General features: G+C 66.3%; 21 protein-coding genes, 2 tRNA genes and 1 pseudogene. 7 read left to right on the top strand and 17 right to left on the bottom strand.

Annotated features, from left to right (window positions below; translation table 11 throughout):
* Positions 1-57 precede the first annotated feature (57 nt).
* The 4 genes from fumC to OKW43_RS27250 form a co-directional block, all read right to left on the bottom strand.
* Positions 58-1,455 carry a class II fumarate hydratase gene (gene fumC, locus OKW43_RS27265; RefSeq protein ID WP_429450853.1) on the bottom strand — a complete coding sequence of 466 codons (1,398 nt, stop codon included), beginning with the start codon at positions 1,453-1,455 and terminating at the stop codon, positions 58-60.
* A gap of 15 nt (positions 1,456-1,470) precedes the next feature.
* Positions 1,471-3,195 (bottom strand): phospholipase D family protein, encoded by a 1,725-nt coding sequence (locus OKW43_RS27260; RefSeq protein ID WP_246530094.1) that lies wholly within the window; start codon positions 3,193-3,195, stop codon positions 1,471-1,473.
* 101 nt (positions 3,196-3,296) lie between these two features.
* Positions 3,297-4,721, bottom strand: a complete 1,425-nt coding sequence (locus OKW43_RS27255) for an MATE family efflux transporter (protein WP_429450850.1) — start codon at positions 4,719-4,721, stop codon at positions 3,297-3,299.
* Positions 4,722-4,983: 262 nt separating this feature from the next.
* Positions 4,984-5,202 carry an RNA-binding S4 domain-containing protein gene (locus OKW43_RS27250; RefSeq protein WP_013090085.1) on the bottom strand — a complete coding sequence of 73 codons (219 nt, stop codon included), beginning with the start codon at positions 5,200-5,202 and terminating at the stop codon, positions 4,984-4,986.
* 357 nt (positions 5,203-5,559) lie between these two features.
* Here OKW43_RS27250 and OKW43_RS27245 point away from each other — a divergent pair, with 357 nt between their 5' ends.
* Together OKW43_RS27245 and OKW43_RS27240 are read left to right on the top strand one after the other, a co-directional pair.
* Complete coding sequence (locus OKW43_RS27245; RefSeq protein ID WP_187634777.1) at positions 5,560-6,075, top strand: hypothetical protein; 516 nt, start codon at positions 5,560-5,562, stop codon at positions 6,073-6,075.
* A gap of 208 nt (positions 6,076-6,283) precedes the next feature.
* Positions 6,284-8,422 carry an ATP-dependent helicase gene (locus OKW43_RS27240; protein WP_429450848.1) on the top strand — a complete coding sequence of 713 codons (2,139 nt, stop codon included), beginning with the start codon at positions 6,284-6,286 and terminating at the stop codon, positions 8,420-8,422.
* 58 nt (positions 8,423-8,480) lie between these two features.
* Here the strand turns inward: OKW43_RS27240 and OKW43_RS27235 are convergent, their stop codons facing one another.
* The 8 genes from OKW43_RS27235 to fdxA form a co-directional block, all read right to left on the bottom strand.
* On the bottom strand, positions 8,481-9,248 hold the full coding sequence (locus tag OKW43_RS27235; RefSeq protein ID WP_429450846.1) for a DUF4088 family protein: 768 nt from the start codon (positions 9,246-9,248) through the stop codon (positions 8,481-8,483).
* A gap of 315 nt (positions 9,249-9,563) precedes the next feature.
* Positions 9,564-9,887, bottom strand: coding sequence for an AzlD domain-containing protein (locus tag OKW43_RS27230; RefSeq protein ID WP_187634780.1), 324 nt, complete (start codon positions 9,885-9,887; stop codon positions 9,564-9,566).
* The gene (locus OKW43_RS27225) at positions 9,884-10,645 is read right to left on the bottom strand and encodes an AzlC family ABC transporter permease (protein ID WP_187634781.1); all 762 of its coding nucleotides are present in this window, start codon (positions 10,643-10,645) and stop codon (positions 9,884-9,886) included. The genes OKW43_RS27230 and OKW43_RS27225 overlap by 4 nt, the downstream gene beginning before the upstream one ends.
* Before the next feature lie 156 nt (positions 10,646-10,801).
* The gene (locus tag OKW43_RS27220; RefSeq protein WP_187634782.1) at positions 10,802-11,644 is read right to left on the bottom strand and encodes a helix-turn-helix transcriptional regulator; all 843 of its coding nucleotides are present in this window, start codon (positions 11,642-11,644) and stop codon (positions 10,802-10,804) included.
* Between the two features lie 102 nt (positions 11,645-11,746).
* Positions 11,747-12,223 carry a CreA family protein gene (locus tag OKW43_RS27215; RefSeq protein WP_187634783.1) on the bottom strand — a complete coding sequence of 159 codons (477 nt, stop codon included), beginning with the start codon at positions 12,221-12,223 and terminating at the stop codon, positions 11,747-11,749.
* 158 nt (positions 12,224-12,381) lie between these two features.
* Positions 12,382-12,457, bottom strand: a tRNA-Asn gene (locus tag OKW43_RS27210).
* Positions 12,458-12,519: 62 nt separating this feature from the next.
* A tRNA-Asn gene (locus OKW43_RS27205) sits at positions 12,520-12,595 on the bottom strand.
* Positions 12,596-12,713: 118 nt separating this feature from the next.
* Entirely contained in the window at positions 12,714-13,037 is a 324-nt protein-coding gene (gene fdxA, locus OKW43_RS27200; protein ID WP_187634784.1) for a ferredoxin FdxA, read from the bottom strand.
* Positions 13,038-13,328: 291 nt separating this feature from the next.
* Here fdxA and pncB point away from each other — a divergent pair, with 291 nt between their 5' ends.
* The 5 genes and pseudogenes from pncB to OKW43_RS27175 all read left to right on the top strand — a co-directional run bounded on the left by pncB (position 13,329) and on the right by OKW43_RS27175 (position 19,388).
* Complete coding sequence (gene pncB, locus OKW43_RS27195) at positions 13,329-14,525, top strand: nicotinate phosphoribosyltransferase (protein WP_187634785.1); 1,197 nt, start codon at positions 13,329-13,331, stop codon at positions 14,523-14,525.
* A gap of 188 nt (positions 14,526-14,713) precedes the next feature.
* A complete protein-coding gene (locus OKW43_RS27190) occupies positions 14,714-15,376 on the top strand; it encodes a LutC/YkgG family protein (RefSeq protein ID WP_429450842.1) in 663 nt (220 codons plus the stop codon).
* Positions 15,377-15,467: 91 nt separating this feature from the next.
* Complete coding sequence (locus tag OKW43_RS27185; RefSeq protein WP_187634787.1) at positions 15,468-16,904, top strand: sodium:proton antiporter; 1,437 nt, start codon at positions 15,468-15,470, stop codon at positions 16,902-16,904.
* A 48-nt stretch (positions 16,905-16,952) separates the two neighbouring features.
* On the top strand, positions 16,953-17,942 hold the full coding sequence (locus OKW43_RS27180) for a 2-hydroxyacid dehydrogenase (protein ID WP_429450840.1): 990 nt from the start codon (positions 16,953-16,955) through the stop codon (positions 17,940-17,942).
* Positions 17,939-19,388, top strand: a pseudogene (locus OKW43_RS27175) (DNA recombination protein RmuC). Before OKW43_RS27180 ends, OKW43_RS27175 begins: the two are co-directional and overlap by 4 nt.
* A 54-nt stretch (positions 19,389-19,442) precedes the next feature.
* On the opposite strand, the gene OKW43_RS27170 reads toward OKW43_RS27175, so the two are convergent.
* From OKW43_RS27170 to OKW43_RS27150, 5 genes are all read right to left on the bottom strand, one after another.
* Positions 19,443-19,718: a hypothetical protein gene (locus OKW43_RS27170; protein WP_094782810.1), complete on the bottom strand. Its 276-nt coding sequence runs from the start codon at positions 19,716-19,718 to the stop codon at positions 19,443-19,445.
* 102 nt (positions 19,719-19,820) lie between these two features.
* Positions 19,821-21,137: a molybdopterin molybdotransferase MoeA gene (moeA, locus tag OKW43_RS27165; RefSeq protein WP_429450838.1), complete on the bottom strand. Its 1,317-nt coding sequence runs from the start codon at positions 21,135-21,137 to the stop codon at positions 19,821-19,823.
* 61 nt (positions 21,138-21,198) lie between these two features.
* Complete coding sequence (mobA, locus tag OKW43_RS27160; RefSeq protein WP_429450836.1) at positions 21,199-21,825, bottom strand: molybdenum cofactor guanylyltransferase MobA; 627 nt, start codon at positions 21,823-21,825, stop codon at positions 21,199-21,201.
* An 11-nt stretch (positions 21,826-21,836) separates the two neighbouring features.
* Positions 21,837-22,943 carry a GTP 3',8-cyclase MoaA gene (gene moaA, locus OKW43_RS27155; RefSeq protein ID WP_187634791.1) on the bottom strand — a complete coding sequence of 369 codons (1,107 nt, stop codon included), beginning with the start codon at positions 22,941-22,943 and terminating at the stop codon, positions 21,837-21,839.
* Positions 22,944-23,134: 191 nt separating this feature from the next.
* Complete coding sequence (locus OKW43_RS27150) at positions 23,135-26,320, bottom strand: Rne/Rng family ribonuclease (protein WP_187634792.1); 3,186 nt, start codon at positions 26,318-26,320, stop codon at positions 23,135-23,137.
* Positions 26,321-26,408 lie beyond the last annotated feature (88 nt).

Genomic DNA, 26,408 nt, shown 5'->3' with positions numbered 1-26,408 from the left:
GGAGCCCCGAACGGCGCGCCCCTTTGCGCGCCATTTCTCGGGCCGCGTCGCGCATCGTCATGCCGTGCGCCCGACCATATCTTTCGGTTGCACCCATTCGTCGAACTGCTGCTCGGTGACATAGCCGAGCGCCAGCGCCGAAGCCTTCAGCGTCGTGCCTTCCTTGTGCGCTTTCTTTGCGATCTGCGCGGCCTTGTCGTAGCCGATGTGGGGATTGAGCGCGGTCACCAGCATCAGCGATTCATTGAGCAAGGTATCGATGCGCTCGTGATTCGGCTCGATGCCCACCGCGCAGTTCTCGTTGAAGCTATGCGCGCCGTCGGCGAGCAGGCGCAGCGACTGCAGCACGTTGTGCGCGATCATCGGACGGAACACGTTCAACTCGAAGTTGCCGCTCGCGCCGCCGATGTTCACCGCGACGTCGTTGCCGAACACCTGCGCGCACAGCATCGTCAACGCTTCGGACTGGGTCGGATTGACCTTGCCCGGCATGATCGAGCTGCCCGGCTCGTTTTCGGGGATCGACAGCTCGCCGAGACCGCAGCGTGGGCCGCTCGCGAGCCAGCGGATGTCGTTGGCGATCTTGTTCAGGCTCGCGGCCACCGTTTTGAGCGCGCCGTGCGCGAACACCAGCGCGTCGGCGGCCGCCATCACCTCGAACTTGTTCGGCGCCGACACGAACGGCAGACCGGTCAGCTTGCCGATTGCGGCGGCGACGCTGTCGGCGAACTTCGGATGCGCGTTCAGTCCCGTGCCGACCGCAGTGCCGCCCTGCGCAAGCTCGTACAGGTGTGGCAGCGCCGACTCGACGTGCCGGATGCCTTGCTCGAGCTGCGCGACATAGCCTGAGAATTCCTGGCCGAGCGTGAGCGGCGTCGCGTCCTGCAGGTGCGTGCGGCCGATCTTGACGACGTCGGCGAACGCTTTCGCCTTGCTGTCCAGCGTATCGCGCAACGTTTTCAGCGCGGGCAGCAGATGCGTGACGATGGCGCTCGCGGCGGCCACGTGCATCGCGGTCGGAAACACGTCGTTCGACGACTGCCCGCGATTCACGTCGTCGTTCGGATGCACCTTGCGCGCTTCGCCGCGCTCGCCGCCGAGCAACTCGCTCGCGCGATTCGCGATCACCTCGTTCAGGTTCATGTTGGTCTGCGTGCCCGAGCCGGTCTGCCAGACCGCGAGCGGAAATTCGTCCGGATGCTTGCCGTCGATGATCTCGTCGGCCGCCTGCATGACCGCGCGGGCCTTCTGCTCGTCGAGTTCGCCGAGGCCGAGGTTGACTTCGGCCGCCGCGCGTTTGATCACCGCGAGCGCGGCGATCAGTTCGGGCGACTGCTTCTCGGTCGAGATCTTGAAGTTCTGCAGCGAGCGCTGCGTCTGCGCGCCCCACAGGCGGGCGTTCGGCACCGCGATTTCGCCGAACGTGTCGCGCTCCATCCGTACGTCTTCAGTCATGGTTGACTCCGCTTCTCAAAGTTCCGGGTTGACCGGCAATAAGGAGAATAGACCGGTTAGCGCATTCCGGTAGAAGCCGGCCTGCGGATCGAAAATGTAGGTGCGTGTCTGGCCGTTCTCGACGTCGGTCCAGACGAGCGGCGACAGCGGCGCGCCGATCGAGCGCAGATAGGCGAGCTGGGTCGCGTCGGCGAGCGTCACGTGGTAGCTCTGATCGGGCTGGGTGGCACGCTCGAAGATCCTGGCGACCTGATTCGCGAGTTCGGGGCTGTGGATCACGAGCGCGAGCTCAGTGTTCAGATTGGCCGAGCGCGGGTCGAGGTTCATCGAGCCGATCACGAGAATCTGATGGTCGATCACATAAGCCTTCGCATGCAAGCTCGCGCGCGACCGCGAGCCGACCAGCCCCACGTTCGGCGTGTCCTGGTGCGGCCTGAACTCGTACAGTTCGACGCCCGCCTTGAGCAGCGGCACGCGGAAAGGGCTGTAGCCGGCCTGCACGGCGACCGCGTCGGTGGCCGCGAGCGAGTTGTTCAGCACTGCGATGCGGATGCCGCGATGCGTGAGCCCGCTGGCCGCCTGCACGCCCGACGCGTGCGGCACGAAGTAGGGCGACACGATCAGGAAGTCGTGGTGCGCGTCGCGCATCAGTTCGCGCAGCCGCGCGAGCGGCGGGCTCACGTAGTCGGGCGACGGATGTTCGATCTTCTCCGGCGCGTCCGCGCTGAATTCCGCGCTTGCCCACGTGATGCCGAGTCGCTCGCTCGTGATCTGTGCGGCGAGCGGCGTCGCATTCAGCGGTTTCGCGTTGTACGGATCGGCGTTGCTGCGCCAGTGCTGGCGCAAGTCGTCGCGCGTCTGGTCGAGTTCCTTCTGGTCGAATTTCTGCTTGTTCAGCGCGCGCAGCGGATAGGCGAGGTCGCTGTTCCAGTAGTCGTCGAAGCTCGCGGAGACGTCGGCGACGATCGGTTCCGCCGCGAGTACGTCGAGGTCGCGGAACTGCAGGGTTTCGCTCGCGCTGAAATACTCGTCGCTCAGATTGCGCCCGCCGACGATCGCGAGCTGGTTGTCCGCGATCATCGCCTTGTTGTGCATGCGGCGCGTGAAGTGGCCGATCTGAGTGAACAGGTTCGTGGTGCGCTCGAACATGCCTTGCTGCGGGCTGCCGAACGGATTGAACACGCGAATCTCGATGTTGTCGTGCGAGTTCAGCCCCGCCATGATGCGGTCGATGTCCTTGAAGTTCAGATCGTCGACCAGCATGCGCACGCGCACGCCGTGATCGGCCGCGTACAGCGCGGCGCCGAGCAGCAGCTTGCCGGTGGCGTCCTCCTTGGCGATGTAGTACTGCATGTCGAGGGTTCTGGTTGCGGCGCGCGCGAGCGCGATGCGCACCTGCAGCGCGTCGCTGCCCTTCGCCAGCACGCGAAACCCCGATTGCCGCGGATGCTTCGCCTCGAGCGGCGCGAGCGCTTCGCGCAGCGGCGTATCGGCGGTGGCGGGCAGCGCGTGCGTGACCTTGCGGTCGAACGCGGTGGCGGGCGGCTTCGTCGCGCAGGCGGTCAAAACTGCTGCGGCGCAACAGAGCAGGAAAAATTCTCTCGTTGTGCTGAATAGGAAGCGGCGGCGCGCGGCCCGCCGATGTTGTTCGAATTGGCCCTGCACGCTGTTTTCCCCTTGTTTTGCAAGTTTTTTCGCGTGACGACAGCGAAGGCCTGCACATGCTGTCGAGAAAACCATTCTAAGGGAATTGGGGCGCGTGTTCGTCGTTGCTCCGCGCCGACAGCGCGGCGTCGCCGCGCGCGACAGAGATCATCACGCTTCAGCAGTGGGGCATACCGCTACTTCGCTCGGACCGACCGCGCCGGCGGCGTGACCGATCGTTCCACCGGCGTCTGCCGCCGGCTCAGCCGATGAAAGCGCAGCGTCATCAACAGCGCGACGCTCGCGAGCCCTGCCGCGAGCCCCCACCACAAGCCGCGCGCGCCGAGGCCGGCGTGAAACGCGAGAAGATAGCCGGTCGGAAACCCGATCACCCAGTAGCCGAACGCGGCCGCGATCATCGGCACGCGCGTGTCCTTCAGGCCGCGCAGACAACCGGAGCCCACCGCCTGCATACCGTCGACGATCTGGAAAATCGCCGCCACGCCGAGCAGCGAACTGGCCAGCGCGATGGTCGGCGCGTTGGCCGGGTCGTCGAGATGCAGATACAGGCCGACGATCCAGTGCGGCGCGGTGACCAGCACGAGGCCCGACATCGACATGAAGCCGACGCCGAGCGCGAGCGCGACGAAGCCCGCGTGGCGCGCCGCGAGCGGCTGACCGGCGCCGGCCCAGTAGCCGACCCGCACGTTGGCCGCCTGGCCGATCGACAACGGGACCATGAACGCGACCGACGCGACGTTCAGCGCGATCTGATGCGCGGCCAGTTGCGATTCGCCGAGCAGGCCGACCATCAGGCCAGTGGCAAGGAACAGCGTCGACTCGACGCCGTAGGTGATCGCGACCGGCCAGCCGATGCCGAACAATTCGCCCATCAATGGCAGTTTCGGCCGCGTCGCGACGACGAAATGACGGAAGCGCGGCCGCAGATGCAGCAGCGCCATCAGCACGAGCGCGGTCAGCCATACGGTGATCGTGGTCGCGGCCGCCGAGCCGAGAAAACCGAGCCGCGGCAGCCCGTAGGCGCCGTGAATCAAGCCGTAGTTCAGGAAGCCGTTCACGCCGACGCTCACGATCGACACCCACAACAGGCGCCGTGCCGCGCCGATCGCCGGCAGGAACGAGCGCATCAGGCCGACGCCGATCAGGCTCGCGGGCGCGCCCCAGCGCAGTACCGCCGCGTATTGGCCGACGTTGTGCGCGAGCAGGCCCGGCTCGCCGAACGCGAGCAGGATGTGCGACGCGAACGACAGCAGGCTGAATGCCGGCACCGACAGCAGCACCGACAGCACGAAACCGGTCCAGTAGATATGCGGCACGCGGCCGTCGTCCTGCGCGCCGCGCGCGTGGGCGACGCTGACGCTGACCGAGGTCAGCACGCCCTGCAGCAACGTGACGACGACGAAAAAGAGGTTGGCGCCGAGGCCGCCGGCGGCGAGCGCATCGGGGCCGAGCGAACCGAGCAGGATCGTGTCGGTGACGCTCATCGCCATCTGCGACAGTTGCGCGATCGCGAGCGGCGCGGCGAGCCGCGCGGTGTCGGCCGCGTGGCGGGATAGGGTCGGCGGCCGGCTGGCCGCTCGGGCGAAGCTGGGTTGAGTCATCGAATGCCTGGCGGCGAAAGGTGGCGACAGCGATGGCGACGGCGCTGGCAGCAGCGCGGGACCGGCGCAAGCGGGGGCGCGTACCTCGCGCTGCGCGTTCCGGCGGCGGGGGCGCGGCGGCGAGCCGGTCAGCCGACTACGCGCGCGTGGCGCGGTCCGTCGTATACCTGTCGAAACCGACAGCTTATTGCCTCGCCCGGCCGATGTCGATGGACAACGCACAATCCTGGTGCGCGGCGTCCCGCGAATTTCCGGACTGCCGTCAGCCTTCGTGGACAGCGATCCGCGTATCGCCGAGCAGCACGACTTGGCCCGCGCGGATCTTGCAGGTCTTGCGCGTCTCGACGCGGCCGTCGACCATCACGGCGCCGTCGGCAACCATCATCTTCGCTGAGCCGCCGCTATCCGCGAGGCCCGTGATTTTCAGCAGATTGTGCAGTTCGACGTATTCGCCGGTCAGCGTGAAATTGAGGTTGGGCATCGCATTTGCACCTTGGGGCACGGGTCGCGTTCGGGGTTCGCATCATAAAGCAAGTGCATGCGCCGCGGCGGCGCGGGCCGTTCGACCTGCGCAGGATTCCTCCGAAACGCGCCCCGGCAAGCAAATGAAAGCAGATGTTATTCAGTTATCGGAAACTGAAACGTTCCGTAACGCCGGTCGCGTCGGACGGATTTCACTCCTAAAGTGCAGTTCAGCAGCAAAGCCCGCTGGCATTTCCGGGATCGCTCCCCGGCCACCCATCCAGCGACGTCCAGACCGGGTGAGGCGCGCGGGACATACCGTCATCGCGATGCCGGAAAGTCCGCCCGAGTCACGACAACTTTAGAGAGGAAAGCCATGACCCAGATTCGTTCGCTCCTGATCGGTACCGCCCTCACCGCTTTTGCCGCGACGGCCGCTGTCGCGCAGACAGCACCGGCAGCAGGCATTGGCGGTCACGCGCAAATCCAGACCCAGGGCGCCGCCGACATGGTGCCGCCGTCCGCTGCTGGCGCACAGGGCTTGCAGGCGCCGCCTTCGGCGCAAGGCATGCAGCAAGTCCCCGGCGCGCCCGCCGCGCAGGGCGTCGAGGCGCCGCCGCCGGCCCGTTTGACGGCGTCGGGCTCGACCGACCCGCTCGTGCAGAAGCGCGACGCCGACGCCAAGGCCAACGCCGAGTATCGCGCGGCGAAAAAGTCCTCGAAAGCGGAATTGAAGGCGCAGCAGAAGGCCGCAAAGGACCAGTACAAGGACCAGGTGCGCGGCGCGAAGCTGAACCAGAAGGCGGACAGGCAGACCGCCGATAACGAAATGAAGATGAACATGGAAGGGCAGGCTGCCGCGCAGGCCGATGGCGCGGACGTCAAGCATTAAGCCCTGCTGGATGCGGCGGCGCGTGGCGTTGCGAGGCTCGCGCGCCGCCGACGACTCTCGCTTAACGGGTTGTGCGTCAGGCCACCCGCCTGCCGACGTCTGGCCCCCGCAGATGGGCGCCCGGAAAAAGGGCGCTTGTCGCGTGGGGTTGTATGGATATACAGTGTGCGTCGCATCCTGAAATCCATCCAGCACGCAAAGCCTATCCGTGTCCACCGTCGCCGAATCCGCTCCGTCGTTCGATACCACCTCCTGGCTCGCGAAGCTCAACGACGCCCAACGCGAAGCCGTCGAATACGGGACCGACACGCCAGACGCGCTGCCCGGCGCGCTGCTCGTGATCGCGGGCGCCGGCTCCGGCAAGACCAACACGCTGGCGCACCGCGTCGCCAATCTGGTGGTGAAGGGCGCCGATCCGCAGCGCATCCTGCTGTTGACCTTCTCGCGCCGCGCGGCGCTCGAAATGACCCGCCGTGTGACGCGCATCACGGCCGCCGCGGCCACCACCGCCGGGGCTCGCGCCGCGCTCGCGCAAGGGCTGACGTGGGCGGGCACGTTTCATAGCGTCGGCGCACGGCTGTTGCGCGAATACGCGGATCTGATCGGTCTCGCGCCCGCGTTCACGATCAACGACCGCGAAGACTCCGCCGACCTGATGAACCTCGTGCGTCACGAGCTCGGGCTGTCCGCCAAGGAGCGGCGCTTTCCGGCGAAGGGCACCTGCTTCGCGATCTACTCGCGCGTCGTCAACACCGGCGCATCGCTCGGCCAGGTGCTGGAGCGCCCGTTTCCGTGGTGTCGCGAGTGGGAGGAGGATCTGCGCCGGCTGTTCGCCGCCTACGTCGACGCGAAACAGAAGCAGAGTGTGCTCGACTACGACGATCTGCTGCTCTACTGGTCGCACATGGCCGGCGAGCCCGCCATCGCGGCCGATCTGTCGGCGCGCTTCGATCACGTGCTGGTCGACGAATATCAGGACACCAACCGCCTGCAGGCGTCTATCCTGCTCGCGCTGAAGCCGGACGGCCGCGGGCTGACCGTGGTTGGTGACGACGCCCAGTCCATCTATTCGTTTCGCGGCGCGACAGTGCGCAATATCCTCGACTTCCCCGCCCAGTTCGAGCCGCCGGCGAGGCAGGTCACGCTCGAGCACAACTATCGCTCGACCGAGCCGATTCTTGCCGCGTCGAACGCGGTGATCGAGCTCGCGAGCGAGCGCTACACGAAGAATCTGTGGACCGACAAGGCGTCGGCGCAGCGCCCGCGCCTCGTCACGGTCGCTGACGATGCCGCGCAAGCCCGCTACATCGTCGAGCAGGTGCTCGAAGCGCGCGAGCAGGGCGTGAAGCTGAAGTCGCAGGCGGTGCTGTTTCGCGCCGCGCATCACAGCGCCGCGCTCGAGATCGAACTCACGCGCCGCAATATCCCGTTCGTCAAGTTCGGCGGGCTGAAATTTCTCGACTCGGTGCACGTGAAGGACGTGCTCGCGGTGCTGCGCTGGGCCGAGAATCCGCGCGACCGCGTCGCCGGGTTTCGGGTCGTGCAGCTGCTGCCGGGTGTCGGCCCGGGTACCGCGGCGAAGGTGCTCGACGACATCGCCGCGCGCGCGGATGGCGGCGATCCAGTCGCGACCGCCGGCGGCGTACTGGCCGCGTTTGCGGCGCCCGCTCGCGCGCAGGAAGACTGGCATCCGTTCGTCCGGCTGATGTCGGGCGTGTACGGGCGGAAAACGCCGTGGCCCGCCGAGTTCGAAATGGTGCGGCGCTGGTACGAGCCGCATCTCGAGCGCAATCACGAAGACGCCGCGATCCGCCACGCGGACCTGCTGCAAATGGAAAGCATCGCGGGCACGTATCCGTCGCGCGAGCGTTTCCTGACCGAGCTGACGCTCGACCCGCCCGATGCCACCAGCGACGAATCCGGCGTGCCGCTGATCGACGAGGACTACCTGATCCTGTCGACGATTCATTCGGCGAAGGGCCAGGAGTGGCGCAACGTGTTCGTGCTGAACGGCGTCGACGGCTGCATTCCGTCGGATCTCGGCACCGGCAGCGACGACGAAATCGACGAGGAGCGGCGCCTGCTCTACGTGGCGATGACGCGCGCGAAGGAAGACCTGCATATCGTCGTGCCGCAGCGCTTTTACGTGCACAACCAGACGCATCTGGGCGACCGGCACGTGTGGGCGTCGCGCACGCGCTTCATCGCCACGCCGATGCTGCCGCTGTTCGATGCCTACGCATGGCCGCGCGTGCCCGTGGCGAGCGCGCCTGGCGCGGCGGGGCTAGCCGCGGCCGCGCAGGCGAAGATCGAGATTGCGGCGAAGCTCAGGAAGATGTGGGATTGAGCGGGTAGCGCCGCGTTGCGGTTGATGCGCGGGTGCGCGGATGCGCGTCGATACACGCTCAGCGCGACTGCCGCTGCTGTTGCTGCGCGACCGGAGCAGGCGGCACGAAGAAATTGCGCAGCCATGCCGCGAGTCGCGAGAACACGTCGTACGGCTCCTCGACGAAAATCTCCGGCTTCAGGAGCCGCAGATACTCCATGATCTGCTGCGCTTCCTGCTTCTGGAACGTGCCGTGCGAAATGCCGAGCCGCAACAGCCCGCGCAGTTCGCCGAGCTTCTCGCGAGCGGTGCTGCCCACGCTCGTCTCGCACGCGACCTTCGCCTCGTAGACGCGTTGACGCAGCGATTCGACGAGCCGCCACGCCGGCGTCTGCATCACTTCCTCCAGCGCCTGGATGTCCTGCACCGTGCTCTTGATCTGCGAGGCGAGCGGGTCGACCAGCGTCGCGTCGCCTTCCGCTTCCTTGACGATCGCGGCCGCCCAGTCGCGGCATTGCTTGGTCAGCTCCTCGGGCGTCCATTCCGAGCGCGCCGCGAAACCGAAGCCAAATTCGCTCGCCTGCCGCATCAGGATCGACACGACGTCCGGAAACTCCTTGTCGAGCGTGCGTTTGGCCCACGCGTACTGACCGCCCTGCAGCATCCGCTGCACCGCGTGCTCGGTTAGCGGCACCATGTTGTCGAGCAGCTTCGCGCGCAAGAAATCCTCGAACGACGGCGTCGCGAACTGCGGATCGAGCTTCAGCGAGACCCGCAAGAAGGCATCGAAGTCCTTGCGCAGCGACGCGACGGTCTCGTCCTTGAGCTTCAGGGTGATTTGACCCATGTGTTATCCCGTTTAATGCGGCCACGCGCGGCGCGGCGTCGCAAGATCGCCCAGCCACTCGCGGACCGGGCGACGCGACGCCGGCTGCCGACGCGCTTGATTCATACCTTTAGCCGCATAACCAGCGGGACGACTCCCGATGAGCGGACCTCGACTGCATATCGGCGGGGTGGCGGGAAACTTGAGGGCGGCCCGGCGACGCGCGGGCGCTTTGGAGGGAAGATTCGAGCGCTCGCGGGCCGCGGCACCGCGGCCCGCAGCGGAGCGAGCTGTCGACGGACCGCTGACGAGTTGTTCAGCGCAGAGAAGGCGCGCTTACTTCAGCACCGCGCACTGCCACACGAAGAACACGGCCAGACCGACAGCGATCGTCAGCAGCGGCCGGCGCGTCAGCGCACTGACGACGATCGCGGCGAGCGCGCCGACCAGTTGCGGATTGCGCCAGCTCAACTCGGCGTCGTTGCCGTGCGGCGACACGGCCATCGGGACGATGATCGCGGTCAGCACCGTAACCGGCACGAAGCTAAGCGCGGTGCGCAGAAGCGGCGGGAACACGAGCCGGTCGCCGAGCACGAACACGGTCGCGCGGATCAACCATGTAATCGCGGCCATGCCGACGATCAGAACGACGTAGTTCATCGTGTGGCCTCCACGGTACGGCGCGCGCCGCGCAGGTTCAGACGCGACATCGACAGCAGCACGCCGACCGCGACTCCCGCGAATACCGCGCCGAGCAGACCGAGCTTGTACGGCCAGGCCTGCCAGAAAAACGCCAGCGTGCCGGCGGTGGCGGCCGCTGCGATATAGCGCAGCGCGACCAGTTGCGGCACGACGATCGCGATGAACGTCGCGACCATCGCGAAGTCGAGACCGAGCGATTGCAGGCCCGGGAAGGCCGCGCCGAACAGCAGGCCGGCGACGGTCCACAGCTGCCAGTTCAGATACATCGCGACGCCGGCGCCGAAGAAATAGTACGGGCCGACCGTGCCGGGCTCGCGGTGCCGGTAGTGCTCCCACGCGACCGCGAAGACCTCGTCGGTCAACAGCGCGCCGAGCGCCCAACGCCAGCGCTTCGGCAGATGCGCGACGTGCGGCGCGAGCGTGGCGCTATACAACACATGACGCAGGTTGACGACGAACGTGGTCGCCCAGATCACGGCGAAGCTCGCATGCCCGGCGATGAGGCCGAGCGCGATGAACTGCGCGGAGCCCGCGAAGACGACGAGCGACATCAACTGGCCGTGCCACAGGTGCAGCGGGCCGGACGTCACGAGTGTGCCGAAAATGACGCCGAACGGGGCGGCGCCGACCATCATCGGGATGATGTCGCGCGCGCCGGCGGCGAATTCTTTGAGATGGCCGGCCCGGGTAGGCTGGCCTTGGGTGGGATCGGTCAATCTACGCCTCCTTGATTCCGGAAGCATAGCGGCTGACGGGCGTTCGAACTTGTACGTTCTTGCGGCGGGGTTGCTGGTGGATGGAGGGTCGAGGCTCAGGGGTCGCAGTGAGACGCTGATGGCGCGCCGTGCGAGCGTCGGTGGTGCCGCATCGCGTTACGAGCCCCGTTGCGTGCCTTGCCATTGACCTGGCGGCACGCCGAACATGCGCCGGAAATGCCGCGTGAAATGGCTCTGATCGGTGAAGCCGCTCGCGGCGGCGACGTGCGTTACGGGGACGCCGGCGCGCAACGGCGCGAGCGCGCGCTGCAGGCGCACCTGATTGCGCCACGCGTGAGGCGGCAGGCCCGTCGATTGCGCGAACAGCCGCGCCGCATGGAACGGCGATAGACCCGCCGCCCTCGCGACCTCGGCCAGCGTCACCGGTTCGACGAGATCGCCGGTCAGACGCTCCTGCATCAGTGCGACGCGGGTGTCGTCGGCGGCGACGCGCGCGCAAGCGGGGCGCGTCTGCGCGTAGCGGACCAGCAACGTGGACAGTGCGTCGAGCATCGCGGCTTCGGCGGCGAGCGCGTCGTCGCCGGCTTCGAGCAGACGATGGGCGTGCGCGAGCCGCGTCGCGAGATCGGCATCGCGGATCACACCGGGTGCGAACCAGGGCAACGCCTGCGGCTTGCCGGCGACTTCGTCGGCAAGCGCGCGGAGGAACTCGACCGGCGCATACATCACGCGATACCGCCAGCCGGCCTCGACCGCCTTCGACCCCGTGTGCAACTCCCCGGGATTGATGACCGGCACGCTGCCCGCTTCGGCGACATGGTTCTCGCCGCGATACCGGTAGCATTCCGCGCCCGCGACGATGACCGGGATCGTGTAGGCGTCGTGCCAATGCGGCGCGAACTCGTGGTCGTGATATTCGGCGGTGAGCAGATCCGCGCCGGGCAGCAGCGGCGTGCGCCAATAACGGGCGGAATCGCGGAAACGAGGGGTGGCGGTCATGACGAAGGTTCAGCTGGACCGGTCAGTTTAGCGCGTCGTTATCGGGGACGGCGGCGGGTGCGCCCGCGCGCCGCTCGCGCCGTCATGTGGCCGTCCTTGCTCTTATTTGACCGGAATCGTCGTGCCGGCAGGCATCGGCACGGCGCTCACGCTGTTTTTCGCGCTGCCGCTGACCACGCGGTCGCTGTAGGTCAGATAGACGAGGGCGTTGCGCTTCGTGTCGACCACGCGCACCACGTGCAGCGACTTGAAGATCAGCGACATGCTGACCGAAAACACATCGTCCTTCCGCTTGACGGGGCCGGTGAAATGCAGCCCCCCGACCTGGCGACACGCGATCGACGCCTCGGTCGGATCTTCGGCGATGCCGAGCGTGCCTTTGACGCCGCCGGTGCGTGCGCGCGACACGTAGCAGGTGATCCCTTGCACGACGGGATCGTCGTACGCCTCGACGACCACGCGGTCGGAGCCGGTAACGTGAAAATTCGTGTTGACGCTGGCGATTTCTTCGCCATGCGCCGAATAGAGCAGCAGTGCACCGACGGTCGCGAGCGCGATGCGTAGCGAGGTGGATTTCATGAGCGTGCCGGTTTAAGTGTCGGGAGTGGGCCGGCGCTAGAACGGGGGAAACGTGCGCCGTAAATCCGCCATCGTATAACGGCGCACCGCGCGCGGGAGGCTATCGATCAGGCCGCAAAAACAAAAAGGCCCGCACGGATGCGGGCCTTTCAAATTCTTGGCTCCTCGACCTGGGCTCGAACCAGGGACCTACGGATTAACAGTCCGGCGCTCTACCGACTGAGCTATCGAGGAACAGCAATACAACTCGATCTACATAAAAAAGCCCGTCTTGGTTAACGGGCTTTTGCAATTCTTGGCTCCTCGACCTGGGCTCGAACCAGGGACCTACGGATTAACAGTCCGGCGCTCTACCGACTGAGCTATCGAGGAACAGAAAAACAACAGCAGAGAAGCGAAATTGTAGGGGCAGCTTAAACGTCTGTCAATACCTCTGCGTTCACCTCGATATTAAATCTGAACGGCCAACTCAGGCGACAGGAGGCCGCGCTCAGCGCGCGAGCAGCGCGAGCTTTTCCTTCACATCCTTGAATTCGTCGGCTTCCGGCAGCGGCGCCTTGGTCTTCGTGATGCTCGGCCACGCTTTCGCCAGGTCGGCGTTCAGCGGGATGAAGTCCTGCTGGTCGCCCGGCACGTCTTCTTCGGCATAAATGGCGTTCACCGGGCACTCGGCCACGCACACGGCGCAGTCGATGCATTCATCGGGGTCGATCGCGAGGAAGTTGGGACCTTCGCGAAAGCAGTCCACCGGGCACACATCGACACAGTCGGTATAGCGGCACTTGATGCAGCTTTCGGTCACAACGTGAGTCATTCAGGCAGCTCCTGCATGCGGAATCGGGGAAGGCGCGGACGCCAAAAGAGTTATTGTAACGTAACGTCAAGAGCCGGATAAAGCATCGGGCCATGCGTTTTATATGTTTTTGTGATTAGTTTATGGGGTGCTGCGAGCGGCCGTGGACAGCCGGCGAAGGGCCGGTGGCACGATGGATGCGGATGCATTCGGGTAACATGCGTCAGGTTGGCGCGCCGCTCGGCTCAGCGCGTCCGTTGCAAGGGTGCTGTGAGCCCTTTTCGCTTTTTCAGCGGTCCAGTTCGTACCATCATGATTATTACTTCGCTGCTCGATACCGATCTGTACAAGTTCACGATGATGCAGGTGGTGTTGCATCACTTCCCCGCCGCCAACGTGGAGTACCGCTTCCGCTGCCGCACACCGAACGTCGATCTGGTGCCGTACATCGACGAGATTCGCGACGAAGTGCGCAAGCTTTGCGAACTGCGTTTCACCGACGACGAACTCGACTACCTGCGGCGCATGCGCTTCATCAAGGGCGACTTCATCGAGTTCCTCGCGCTGATCCATCTGAACGAGAAGTACATTTCGATCGCGCCGTCGCCGAAGGGCAATGGCGAAATCGACATCGACATCAAGGGGCCGTGGCTGCATACGATCCTCTTCGAAATCCCGGTGCTCGCGATCGTCAACGAAGTCTATTTCCGCAACACCCAGCAAACGCCCGACTATCACGTAGGCCGCGGCCGTCTCCTCGACAAGATCCAATTGCTTGGCGCCCGTCCGGAATTCGCCGACTGCAAAATCGCCGATTACGGCACGCGCCGTCGCTTCTCGAAACAATGGCATGAGGAGGTGATCCTCACGCTGAAGGACGGCCTCGGCGAGCAGTTCGCCGGCACGAGCAATGTCTTCTACGCAATGAAGCACAGCCTGACGCCGCTCGGCACGATGGCCCACGAGTACCTGCAGGCCTGTCAGGCGCTCGGTCCGCGGTTGCGCGACTCGCAGATCTTCGGCTTCGAGATGTGGGCGAAGGAGTATCGCGGCGACCTCGGGATTGCGCTCTCCGACGTCTACGGGATGCAGGCGTTCCTGCGCGACTTCGACATGTACTTCTGCAAGCTGTTCGACGGCGCTCGCCACGATTCCGGCGATCCATTCGACTGGGGCGAGCGCCTGCTCGAGCATTACGAGGCGAATCGCTGCGACCCGCGCACGAAGGTCCTCGTGTTCTCCGACGCGCTCGACATCCCGAAGGTGCTGCAGCTGTACGAGCGCTTTCGCGGCCGCTGCAAGCTCGCGTTCGGCGTGGGCACCAATCTGACCAACGACCTCGGCTACAACCCGCTGCAGATCGTGATCAAGATGGTTCGTTGCAACGGTCAACCGGTCGCGAAATTGTCGGACTCGCCGGGCAAGAACATGTGCGAGGACAAGGCATATCTCGCGTATCTGCGGCAGGTGTTCGGTATCGCGCAGCCGGAAGAAGAGGCGGCGAAGTAGTGCGTTTCGGGGCCTGCTTTTCGGTTTATCGCCTGTTCGTGATCTGCTCGCGTTCGGGGTGGCGTGGCGAACAGTGTCGCCGCGCTATCGACAGGCTGCAATATGCCGTTCGGCCAGGCTGTTCGCGTGGACGGCGGCCGGTATAATCCGCGCCATATCGCACGGCTGTCGACACGAGGATTTCGCCCATGGACACATCGATTGCCCGCCGCAACATCCTGGCGCGCATCCGCGCCGCGCAAGGGCGCGAGCCCGAGCCGAGCGCCGCCGAGCGCGAAGCCGCGGCGGACTATCTCGCGCGTCATCCAACCGGTCCGCGTCCGGACATGCCCGCCGATCTGCGTGCGCGTTTCATCGACGAAGCGCAGAAAATGGCGACCACCGTCGACACCGTTCAAACCTTGGCCGATGTACCCGCCGCCGCGCATCGCTATCTGACGGAACACGGCTTGCCGTTGCAGGCCATCGCGTGGCAAACGCTGCGCGATCTGCCGTGGGCCGAAGCCGGCCTTGCCGTCGAATTTCGCAAGCCGCAAGACAATGACGTGGTCGGCCTCACCGGCTGCTTCTGCGCGACCGCGGAGACGGGCACGCTCGTGTTGCTGTCCGGTCCCGAGACGTATGCGTCGGCCGGGCTGCTGCCGGAGACGCACATCGCGATCGTGCCGGGCTCGCGCATCGTCGCGGGTCATGAAGAGGCGTTCGACCTGATCCGCAAGGAGCGCGGCGAGCTGCCGCGCGCGGTCAATTTTGTGTCGGGGCCATCGCGCACCGGCGACATCGAGCAGACCATCGTGCTGGGCGCGCACGGCCCTTACCGGGTGCATGCGATCGTCGTCCAGGATGCTTGAACGCGTCTCGCGGCGGCGTGCCAACGCATACGCAACAAACGCGGTATCTGTCGTGCGCGCGGTTGCAAACCGTCGCGTGGCCTGTATCGCGATGAATTCGCAGGCCGGACGCGTGGGCCTGTGGCTCGCCGTTGCTTCGATGGTCGCGCTGTGCTCGCCGTCGGTGCAGGCCGCGACGCTCGACGGCGCGCGCTTGTCGGCGCTATGGGGCTTGCCCTTCGCGGGCGTGCTGCTATCGATCGCGATCTTTCCGCTGATCGCGCCAGCCCTCTGGCATCACCACTTCGGCAAGATCGCGGCGGCATGGGCGCTCGCGTTCGTCGCGCCGTTTGCCGTGAGCTTCGGCGCCAACGCGGCGCTCGGCGCGCTCGCGCATGCCATGCTCGACGAGTACATCCCGTTCATCATCCTGCTGACCGCGCTGTATACCGTCGCGGGCGGAATCTGCGTGCGCGGCAATCTGCATGGCACGCCGCGCCTGAACACCGCGATTCTCGCGCTCGGCACCTTGCTCGCGAGCGTGATGGGTACGACCGGCGCGGCGATGCTGCTGATCCGCCCGTTGCTGCGCGCAAACGACAATCGCCGCCACGTGACCCACGTGGTCGTGTTCTTCATCTTCCTCGTCGCGAACGTTGGGGGCGCGCTGTCGCCGCTCGGCGATCCGCCGCTGTTCCTCGGCTTCCTCGAAGGCGTGAGCTTTTTCTGGACCACCACGCATCTCGCGCGGCCAATGCTGTTCGTGAGCGGCATGCTGCTCGCCGCGTTCTATGCGCTCGACTCGTATTACTTTCACCAGCGCGAGGAGGTGCGTTCAGCGTTCCTCGATCCGACGCCCGATGGCGCGCCGCTCGGCATCGACGGCAAGATCAATTTTGTGCTGCTCGCCGCGGTGATCGCGCTCGTGCTGATGAGCGGATTGTGGCGCCCGCAAATCGCGTTCGACGTGTTCGGCACGCACGTCGCGTTGCAAAACATCGTGCGCGACGCAGCGCTGATCGTCGTCACGCTGCTGTCGCTCGCCTTGACGCCGCGCGCGGCCCGCGCGGGCAACGACTTCAACTGGGCGCCGATCGAGGAAGTGGCCAAACTGTTCGCCGGCATCTTCGTGACGATCGTGCCGGTCATCATGATCCTGCGCGCGGGAGAGGCCGGCGCATTCGCGGGCATCGTCCATCTGGTCAACGATCCGTCAGGAGAGCCGCGCGACATCATGTACTTCTGGGCCACCGGCCTGCTATCTTCGTTTCTCGACAACGCGCCGACCTACCTCGTGTTCTTCAACCTGGCCGGCGGCGACGCGCAGGCATTGATGAGCACCGGAGCGACCACGCTCGCGGCGGTTTCGGCCGGCGCCGTGTTCATGGGCGCGAACACCTATATTGGCAACGCGCCTAACTTCATGGTGAAGGCCATGGCGCAATCGCGCGGTGTGCGCATGCCGAGTTTTTTCGCGTATCTGGGCTGGTCCGGCGCCGTGTTGCTGCCGCTATTCGCGCTGACCGGCTGGCTCTTTTTTGGACGCTGACTCTGCAACGCCGAGGCAATTCCTCGACGTGCGATACGGAGACTTGCAATGCAGAAAATCCTCGTTGCCCGTCCGATCTTTCCCGACGTGATCGATCGGCTGAAGCACTACTTCGATGTCGACTGGAACGACGGCGACGTGTTGCCCGCCGACGAGCTGAAGCGCCGTCTCGCGGACAAGGACGGCGCGCTGACGGCCGGCGACATGATCGACGCGGGCGTGCTCGCCGCGGCGCCGCGTTTGCGCGTCGCGTCGAACATGGCGGTCGGCTACAACAACTTCGACATGGCCGCGTTCAACGCGGCGAACGTACTCGGCACCAATACGCCGGACGTGCTGAACGAATCGACCGCCGACTTCGGCTGGGCGCTGATGATGGCCGCCGCGCGCCGCATCGCCGAAGCGGAGCACTGGTTGCGCGCCGGGCATTGGCAGAAGTGGAGCTACGACGGCTTCCTCGGCAGCGACCTGTACGGCTCGACGCTCGGCGTGATCGGCATGGGCCGCATCGGCCAGGCGCTCGCGCGGCGCGCGCGGGGCTTCAACATGCGGGTCATCTATCACAACCGTTCGCGCGTCGCGTCGCAAATCGAGGCCGAACTGAACGCGGAGTACGTGTCGAAGCAGGATTTGCTGCGGCGCGCCGACCACGTCGTGCTGGTGCTGCCGTACACGAAAGACAATCATCACACGATCGGCGCGGCCGAACTCGCGCTGATGAAGCCGAGCGCGACGCTGACGAACATCGCGCGCGGCGGTATCGTCGACGATGCGGCATTGGCCGATGCGCTGCGTGACAGGCGCATCGCGGCGGCCGGTCTCGACGTGTTCGAAGGCGAGCCGCAACTGCACCCGGCGCTGCTCAACGTGCCGAACGTCGTGCTGACGCCGCACATCGCGAGCGCGACCGAAGCCACCCGCCGCGCGATGGCGAATCTCGCCGCGGACAACCTGATCGCCGGCCTCGGCGCAGGACCGCGCGCCGGTCAGCCGCCGAATCCGATCAACCCCGACGTGATCGGCCGAGCGCGTTCATGACGATGATGCTGGTGGCGGCCGTCGCGGTGCTGGCGGTAGCCCTTGTGATCGCACTCGCGTTGCTGCTGCGCGGTCACGATCGCACGGAGCAGCACGAGCAGTTTGAGATGCTTAACGAACGCGTCGATGCCGTCGTCGACGCCCAGGCGCATACCGCCGAGCGGCTCGAGCGGCAACTGCGCAACGACATCGCCGAGACCGCGCGTGTGTCGCGCACCGAGCAAAGCAGCGGCTTCGCGCATTTTCAGCAGACGCTCGCCGCGCAATTCAGCAGCATGACGACGGTGCAGGGCGGGAAGATCGACGGCTTTGCGCAGGCAGCTCGACGCCGTGCGTCACAGCCTGCAGGCACAGGCGCAGCAGGCGCGCGAAGAGCAAGGGCGTTCACTGAAGCAGTTCGGCGACACGCTGAGCCTGCAACTCGGGCAACTGACCGAGGCGAACGATCGGCGCTTCGCCGAAGTGCGCGCGACGATCGAGCAGCGTCTGAAGGACATCGAGGCGAACAACGCAGCGCGGCTCGAGGAGATGCGCCGCACCGTCGACGAAAAACTGCATGCGACGCTCGAACAGCGTCTGGGCGAATCGTTCAAGCTCGTGTCCGACCGACTCGAACAGGTGCATCGCGGCCTCGGCGAAATGCAGACGCTGGCGGCCGGCGTCGGCGATCTGAAGCGCGTGCTGACCAACGTGAAGACGCGCGGCACGTGGGGCGAAGTGCAGCTCGAAGCCTTGCTCGAACAGCTGCTGACGCCCGATCAATACGCGAAGAACGTCGCGACGGTGCCGAAGAGCGCCGATCGCGTGGAGTTCGCGATTCGGCTGCCGGGGCGGCCGGAGCCCAGCGGCGCGAATACGCCGGTCTGGCTACCGATCGACGCCAAATTCCCGCGCGAGGATTACGAGCGGCTGATCGAAGCGCAGGAGCGCGCCGATCCGGCCGCGGTCGAGGAAGCATCGCGCGCGCTCGAAGCGCGAATTCGCGCGGAGGCGCGCACCATCGCGGAGAAGTACGTGGCGCCGCCGCATACGACCGACTTCGCGCTACTGTTCCTGCCGACCGAAGGGCTATACGCGGAGGTACTGCGCCGGCCGGGGCTCTCGGATCTGCTACAGCGCGACTATCGCGTGACGATTGCGGGGCCGACCACGTTGACCGCGTTGCTCAATAGCCTGCAGATGGGTTTCCGCACGCTCGCGATCGAAAAGCGTTCGAGCGAGGTCTGGCAGGTGCTCGGCGCAGTGAAGACGGAGTTCGGTAAATTCGGCGACGTGCTCGCGAAGACCAAGGCACAGCTCGAAACCGTCACGCGTTCGATCGAGGCCGCGGAAACGCGCACGCGCATGATGAACCGCAAGCTGCGCGACGTCGAGGCGTTACCGGGCGACGAGGCGAGTGAGTTGCTCGGCGACGCGTTGTCGGGTGCAGAGCCTGATGAGCAATGACGGACGAGGCGCTGGAATTCAGGCCGGTCGTGGCGGCGCGGATCGTCGCGGGCGTTACGCTTCTTCCGGTGCGTCGGCCAGATGGATTTCGATGCCACCGAAGCGCGACGCGACCCAGTTGTATGCGTGACACGCGATCCACAACAGCACGAAACCGAGGATCGCGTTCAACAGCAGCGCACTGAACACCGTGCTCAGCTCCACCGAGCCATAGCGCACGAACGCGACCAGCACGCCGAGCAGCACGATCGGCACCGAGAACGTCAGATACACGAGAATCAGCGCTTTGGCCGTCTGTCCCGGTGCGATGAACGAGATCTGTTTTTTCATGTAAGTCAAACCCCAGTGTGTCGTAGTAGTGATAGTGGGTGGAGTGTCGATCAGGTGCCGCCGTGATGCCGGTGTTATGCGATAGATGCGCCGCGCGAGAGCTCAGATGAGACCGTCGAACAGCATGATCGACACGCGCTCGCCGACGTCGATGTCGCCCTCGTCGTGGCCGAGCACGATGAAGCAGTTCGCTTCGCTCATCGAACTCAGCACGCCCGAGCTTTGCGACCCGGTCGGGTGCACGTGCCAGTGTCCGTGCGCGTCCTGTTCGGCGATGCCGCGCTGGAATTCGGTGCGCCCCGCGCGCTTGCCCAGCGCCACACGGGTCGTCGCGTGAATCACCGGCAGCGGCCGCGGCGTCGCGCCGGCCATCAGCAGCAGCGCTTCGCGCACGATCTGATAGAACGTCACCATCACGGCGACCGGATTGCCGGGCAGGCCGAAGAATAGCGCAGGATTGCCGAGCCCCGCCTGCGCGCCGGACCACAGGCGGCCGAACGCGAGCGGCCGGCCGGGGCGCATCGCGAGACTCCAGAAGGCGACGTCCCCGAAGGTCTGCAGCAGTTGCTTCGTGAAGTCCGCTTCGCCGACCGACACGCCGCCCGAGGTCAGCACCACGTCGGCGTTGGCCGCGGCACTGCGCAGCGCGGCTTCGAGCGTGTCCGGCTCGTCGCGCACGACGCCGAGATCGAGCGTGTCGACGTTCAGGCGCCGCAGCATCGCAAACAGCGTGTAGCGGTTGCTGTCGTAGACCGAGCCAGCGTCGAGCGGTTCGCCGAGCGAGCGCAGTTCGTCGCCGGTCGACAAGAACGCGACGCGCAGACGCCGCCGCACGCTGACTTCGCCGATCCCGAGCGACGCGAGCAGACCGAGGTCCGACGCGCGCACGATGCGTCCGGCGTGCAGCGCGAGGTGGCCGCGCGCGAGATCCTCGCCGGCGCGGCGGCGGTTCGCGCCCGCCGTGACCGCGCTGGCCGCGAAGCGGATCGACGGGGAATCCGCGCTGTCGCGCTCCACCCGTTCCTGCGGCACGACGGTGTCGCAGCCGGTGGGCATGCAGGCGCCCGTCATCACGCGCACGCACTGGTTCGCCGCGACCCGGCCCGCAAACGGATGGCCGGCGAGCGCCTTGCCGGCGACCGTCAGCTCGACACGGCTCGCGTCGCCTCGCATACCACCCGCGAGCGCCGCGTGATTGAACGCGTAGCCGTCCATCGCGGAGTTGTCGTGCGCGGGTACGTCGATCGGCGACACGATGTCGGCGGCGAGCACGCGCTCGAGCGAATCACGCAACGCCACGCGCTCGATGGCCGCGACCGGCGTCGCCCACTGCCGGACAATCGCCTGAGCGGCCGGGACGGGTAGCGCGTGAGGATCGTACTGCGCGACGCAGCGTGAAAAGTCGTTGAGCGTGGTCATGAATGGCTGGGCGTCGCGACCGGAGACGGGCGCGGCTGTTGCCGTGCGGCCGGAGCGGATGTCAGCCGGGGCCTCGATTACGTTCGAGGTCGGCGAGTTCTTGTAACGAGTTGGCATTGTAGAACGCGCGCTCGTCGGTAAAGACGACTTCGACCGTCCTGTGGCGCGCGTACCACGCGCGGACCTTGCGCTCGCCGGCGGCCAGAAACGCTGCCAGGTCGTCCGCGACGGCGGTGCGCATCAGCGCGAATACCGGGTGCAGCGAGGTTTCGCCACGGCTGTCGACGGTGGTGACGGTGGCGATGTCGGCGTCGTTCGCATCGAGCGCGTGCGCGAGGCGCGCGGCGAGGTCGGCCGGCAGCCACGGCGAATCGCAGGGCGCGCTCAGCAGGTACGCGGTGCCGGTGGCGCGCAGTCCGGAGAGCATGCCGGCAAGCGGGCCGGGGAAGTCGGGGAGGGTGTCGGCGACGAGCGTCGCGCGATACGGCAAGCCGAGCGCCGCATAGGTGTGGGGATGGCGGTTCGCGCTGATCATCAGCGGGCCGGTCTGCGGCGCGAGGCGCCGCAGCACGTGAGCGGCGAGCGCTTCGCCGTGCAGCGGCTGCAGCCCCTTGTCGACGCCGCCCATGCGCGTGCCGCGCCCGCCCGCGAGCACGAGGCCGGTGATCTGTTCGCGGGTGATGGACATGCGTCGGCCGTTCAGCCGCCGATGTAGGACATTTCGACGCGACGCCCGGCAGGCTCGCCCGAATCGGCCGGCTGGCTGCTGCGCAACTGCGAATAACGGTCGCCGCGGCCTTGCCAGATCTCGGCGATAGCGGTGGCGATCTCGGCGTCGCTCGCGCCGCCGCGCAGCAGCGCGCGCAGATCGTGACCGGTCGATGCGAACAGGCACAGATACAGCTTGCCCTCGGTCGACAAACGCGCGCGCGTGCAGTTGCCACAGAACGCGCGCGTGACGCTCGAAATGACGCCGATCTCGCCGCCGTCGACATAGCCCCAGCGCTGGGCGGTTTCGGCGGCACTGTGCGCTTCGAGCGGCACGAGCGGGAAATGCTCGGCGATGCGCGTGACGACGTCGGCGGAAGGCAGCACTTCGGTCATGTTCCAGCCGTTCGAGGTGCCGACGTCCATGTATTCGATGAAACGCAGCACCGCGTCCGTGCCTTTGAAATGACGCGCCATGGGCACGATTTCGCCGTCGTTGGTGCCGCGTTTGACGACCATGTTCACTTTCAGCGGCGCGAGCCCGACCGCGTGCGCGGCGGCGATGCCGTCGAGCACGTCGGCGACCGCGAAGTCGGCGTCGTTCATGCGGCGGAACAGGGCGTCGTCGAGCGCGTCGAGGCTGACGGTCACGCGCGTGAGGCCGGCGTCCTTCAGGCTGCGCGCCTTGCGCGCGAGCAGCGACCCGTTGGTGGTCAGCGTGAGATCGAGCGGACGGCCCGTGGGCGTGGTCAAGCGGGCGAGCCGGTCGATCAGGAATTCGAGGTTCTTGCGCAGCAGCGGCTCGCCGCCGGTCAGACGAATTTTCTCGACGCCATGGGCGACGAACAACTGCGCGAGCCGCTCGATCTCTTCGAAGCTCAACAGCGCGCTGTGCGGCAGGAACGCATAGTCCTTGTCGAATACCGCGCGCGGCATGCAGTAGACGCAGCGGAAGTTGCAACGGTCGGTCACCGAGATGCGCAGATCGCGCAGCGGACGCGCGAGCGCATCGTGCAGCACGCCGCTAGGCGTCTGCGCCGGGCCGGTGATGACCGGCGCCGCGCTGAGATCGGCAACGGGGATGATGCGTCGGGACATGAAGTGCTTTGTCAGGTGCGTGGACGGACAGCGAATGATTAATTCTATCGGAAATGCCCGTGGCGGCAGGTGGGCGACGCACGTTGTCGGGGTATACGGGGAGCGGCATGACGCGGCTCGCGCCCACAAATAGTCGCCAAAAGAAAAAGCCCGCCGGAACGGGCGGGCTTTCTCACGGACAACGACGCGGCTTACTGCGGATGCTTAATCGTTTCGACCTGTTGCATCGGCGTGGTGTCGACCGCCGGCAGCGCCTTGCGCTCACGGACCACGCGCGGCGGCTTGGCTGTCTGCGCCGCCGCTTCCTGCGCGGCGCGCAGCTTCTCGGCGTCGGTGTTGACCCAGATCAGGCCAGCCTGCTCGAGGATCGGCTGCAATGCGTCGGCCGATGCGGCGGGCGCGACGCTGCGCACGGCAGCCGGCTGCGGGGCCGCGGCGACGGGCGCCGCTTCGACCACGGCCGGTTCCGTTGCGACGACCGGTTGCGGCTCGACGATCTCGGCTTGCGTTGCCGGCTCGACTGCCGGCGCCTCGACGGTCGTTGCCGGAGCCGCGATGTCGAGCGCCGCCGGAGCGGCTTGCGGTTCGGTCGGAACGGCCGGCTGCAGTGCCGCGGCCGGCTCGACAGCCGGTGATTCGGCCTGCGCGGCCGGTTCGACCGGCGCAACCGGCGCGACCGGTTCGCTCGCGGCCTGCGTGGCTTGCTCTGCTTGGGCCGGCGCTTCCACGGCCGGTTCCACAGGTTCGATCGATGCCGCCGGAGCCTCTTCGACCGGCACGACCTTTTCGGTCTTCGCAGCATTTTCTGCCGCGAGAGCCGGCGTTTCGGCTGCCGCATGCAGTTCAGTCACGACGGCGCTCTCCGTTGCGACAGCGGCGACCACGACTTCGACCGGCGTCACGCTGCTCTTGGCTTCGCTGACTTCGCGTGTGTGCTCGACCGGCTGCCCGGTGCGCACCGGCGCTTCGTCGCTGGCCGCAACATTGTCGCCTTCTGCTTCCGCGACGTCCGCCGCGAGGTTGCCATTCACGTCCTCTTCCCGCTCGCGACGGCCACCACGACGACCGCGACGGCGACGACGACGCTCTTCGCCGTCACGTGCGACGGTTTCCTGATCGACCGGCACGCCGTTTTCACCCGCTGCGGCGCGGTCGCGCGTCAGTTCGTCGGTGGCTTGCGTGTCGGGTTGCGTCAGTGCCGCGGCGGCTTCCGTTTGCGGCTTGCGACGCTCGCGGCGCTCACCGCGTTCCTGACGCTCGGCGCGTGCCGTGCCTTCGATGGCTTCCGCACGCTCGACGCCGCGGGTGTCGCGTTCGCGACTCTCGCGCGGTTCACGTGCTTCACGTGCTTCACGCGGTTCGCGGCCTTCACGGGCCTCACGCGGTTCGCGCTGTTCACGCGGCGCGCGCGGTTCGCGGCCTTCGCGTGCCTCACGGCCTTCGCGTTCCTCGCGACGCTGCTGACCTTGCGCCTGACGGCCGCCGCTCACGCCTTCGCCGCGCGCTGCCGCGTCGCGGCCGCTTGCGCCGCTACGGCGGTTGCGATTGCGATCGCCGCCACGCTCGCCCGTGCGCTCACCGCGCTCGCCGCGTTGCGGACGAGCCTGCTTGTCGGTCGTGGCCGGCGCGGCGGGCGCCGGAGCAGCCGGCTGCATGCCGAACAGATTCTTCAGCCAGCCGATGAAACCGCCGCTGGCCGGCGCTACCGCGACCGGAGCAGGGGTTGCAGCCGGGCGAACCGGCGCGCTCGGAGCCGGCTTCTCGGGCGTGATGCCCTTGACCGCCGCTTCCTGCTTCGGCTTGACTTCCTCGGCGCGCTTGCTGTAGCCAGTTTCCGATTCGAGCTCGCGGGCCGCTTCTTCGGCCATCTTCCACGATGCGCGCGGCTCATCGAGGCGCGCGTCGTCGTGACGCAGACGCTCGAGCTTGTAGTGCGGCGTGTCGAGGTGCTTGTTCGGGATCAGTACGACGTTGACCTTGAAGCGCGACTCGATCTTGTTGATTTCGGCGCGCTTTTCGTTCAACAGGAAGGCGGTCACTTCGACCGGCACCTGGCAGTGGATCGCCGCGGTGTTTTCCTTCATCGCTTCTTCCTGAATGATCCGCAGCACTTGTAGCGCGGACGATTCGGTATCGCGGATGTGGCCCGTGCCGTTACAGCGCGGACACGTGACGTGGCTGCCTTCCGACAGGGCCGGACGCAGACGCTGACGCGACAGCTCCATCAGGCCGAAGCGCGAGATCTTGCCCATCTGCACGCGGGCGCGGTCGTGTTTCAGCGCGTCTTTCAGGCGCTGTTCGACTTCGCGCTGGCTCTTGGCCGATTCCATGTCGATGAAGTCGATCACGATCAGGCCGCCCAGGTCGCGCAGACGCAACTGGCGGGCGACTTCATCGGCGGCTTCGAGGTTCGTGCGCGCGGCCGTTTCCTCGATGTCCGCGCCTTTGGTGGCGCGCGCCGAGTTCACGTCGATCGCGACGAGCGCTTCAGTGTGATCGATGACGATCGCACCGCCCGACGGCAGCGGCACGGTGCGCGAGTACGCGGTTTCGATCTGGTGCTCGATCTGGAAGCGCGAGAAGAGCGGCACGTCGTCGTGGTAGCGCTTCACCTTGCCGACGTTGTCCGGCATCACGATGTCCATGAAGGCGCGCGCCTGGTCATGGATTTCGGTCGTGTCGATCAGGATTTCGCCGATATCCGGCTGGAAGTAATCGCGGATCGCGCGGATCACGAGGCTCGATTCGAGATAGATCAGCATCGGCTGGCCGGCCGTGCCGCTTTGCGACGCGGCTTCGATCGCGCGCCAGAGTTGCATCAGGTAATTCAGGTCCCACTGCAGCTCTTCGGCGCTGCGGCCGATGCCCGCCGTGCGCGCGATGATGCTCATGCCTTCCGGCAGTTGCAGCTGCGCCATGGTTTCGCGCAGTTCCTGACGGTCGTCGCCTTCGATCCGGCGCGACACGCCGCCGCCTCGCGGGTTATTTGGCATCAGAACCAGATAGCGGCCGGCCAGCGAGATGAACGTGGTCAGGGCTGCACCCTTGTTGCCGCGTTCTTCCTTTTCGACCTGGACGATCAGTTCCTGACCTTCCTTCAGTGCGTCCTGGATGCGTGCGGAACGCATGTCGACGCCATCGCGGAAGTACTGGCGGGCGACTTCCTTGAACGGCAGGAAGCCGTGACGGTCTTCGCCGTAGTTGACGAAACAGGCCTCGAGCGACGGCTCGATGCGCGTGATGATGCCCTTGTAAATATTGCCTTTGCGCTGTTCGCGGCCGGCGGTTTCGATATCGATGTCGATGAGTTTTTGTCCATCGACGATGGCGACGCGCAGCTCTTCCTGCTGCGTCGCATTGAACAACATTCGTTTCATTGAACGGCTCCAGAGCGGCCTCGCCAGCCCAGCCGCGCGGTTGTCAGTCGCGAGAGCGGGGAGAGTAGGCGTGCCGCGTCTATTGTGT

The sequence above is a fragment of the Paraburkholderia sp. WC7.3g genome, assembly GCF_050436345.1.
In the GTDB taxonomy this organism is placed as follows: Bacteria; Pseudomonadota; Gammaproteobacteria; order Burkholderiales; family Burkholderiaceae; genus Paraburkholderia; species Paraburkholderia podalyriae.
The sequence above is the reverse complement of the archived record's forward strand: the minus strand, read 5'-3'. Positions and strand labels throughout refer to the sequence as shown.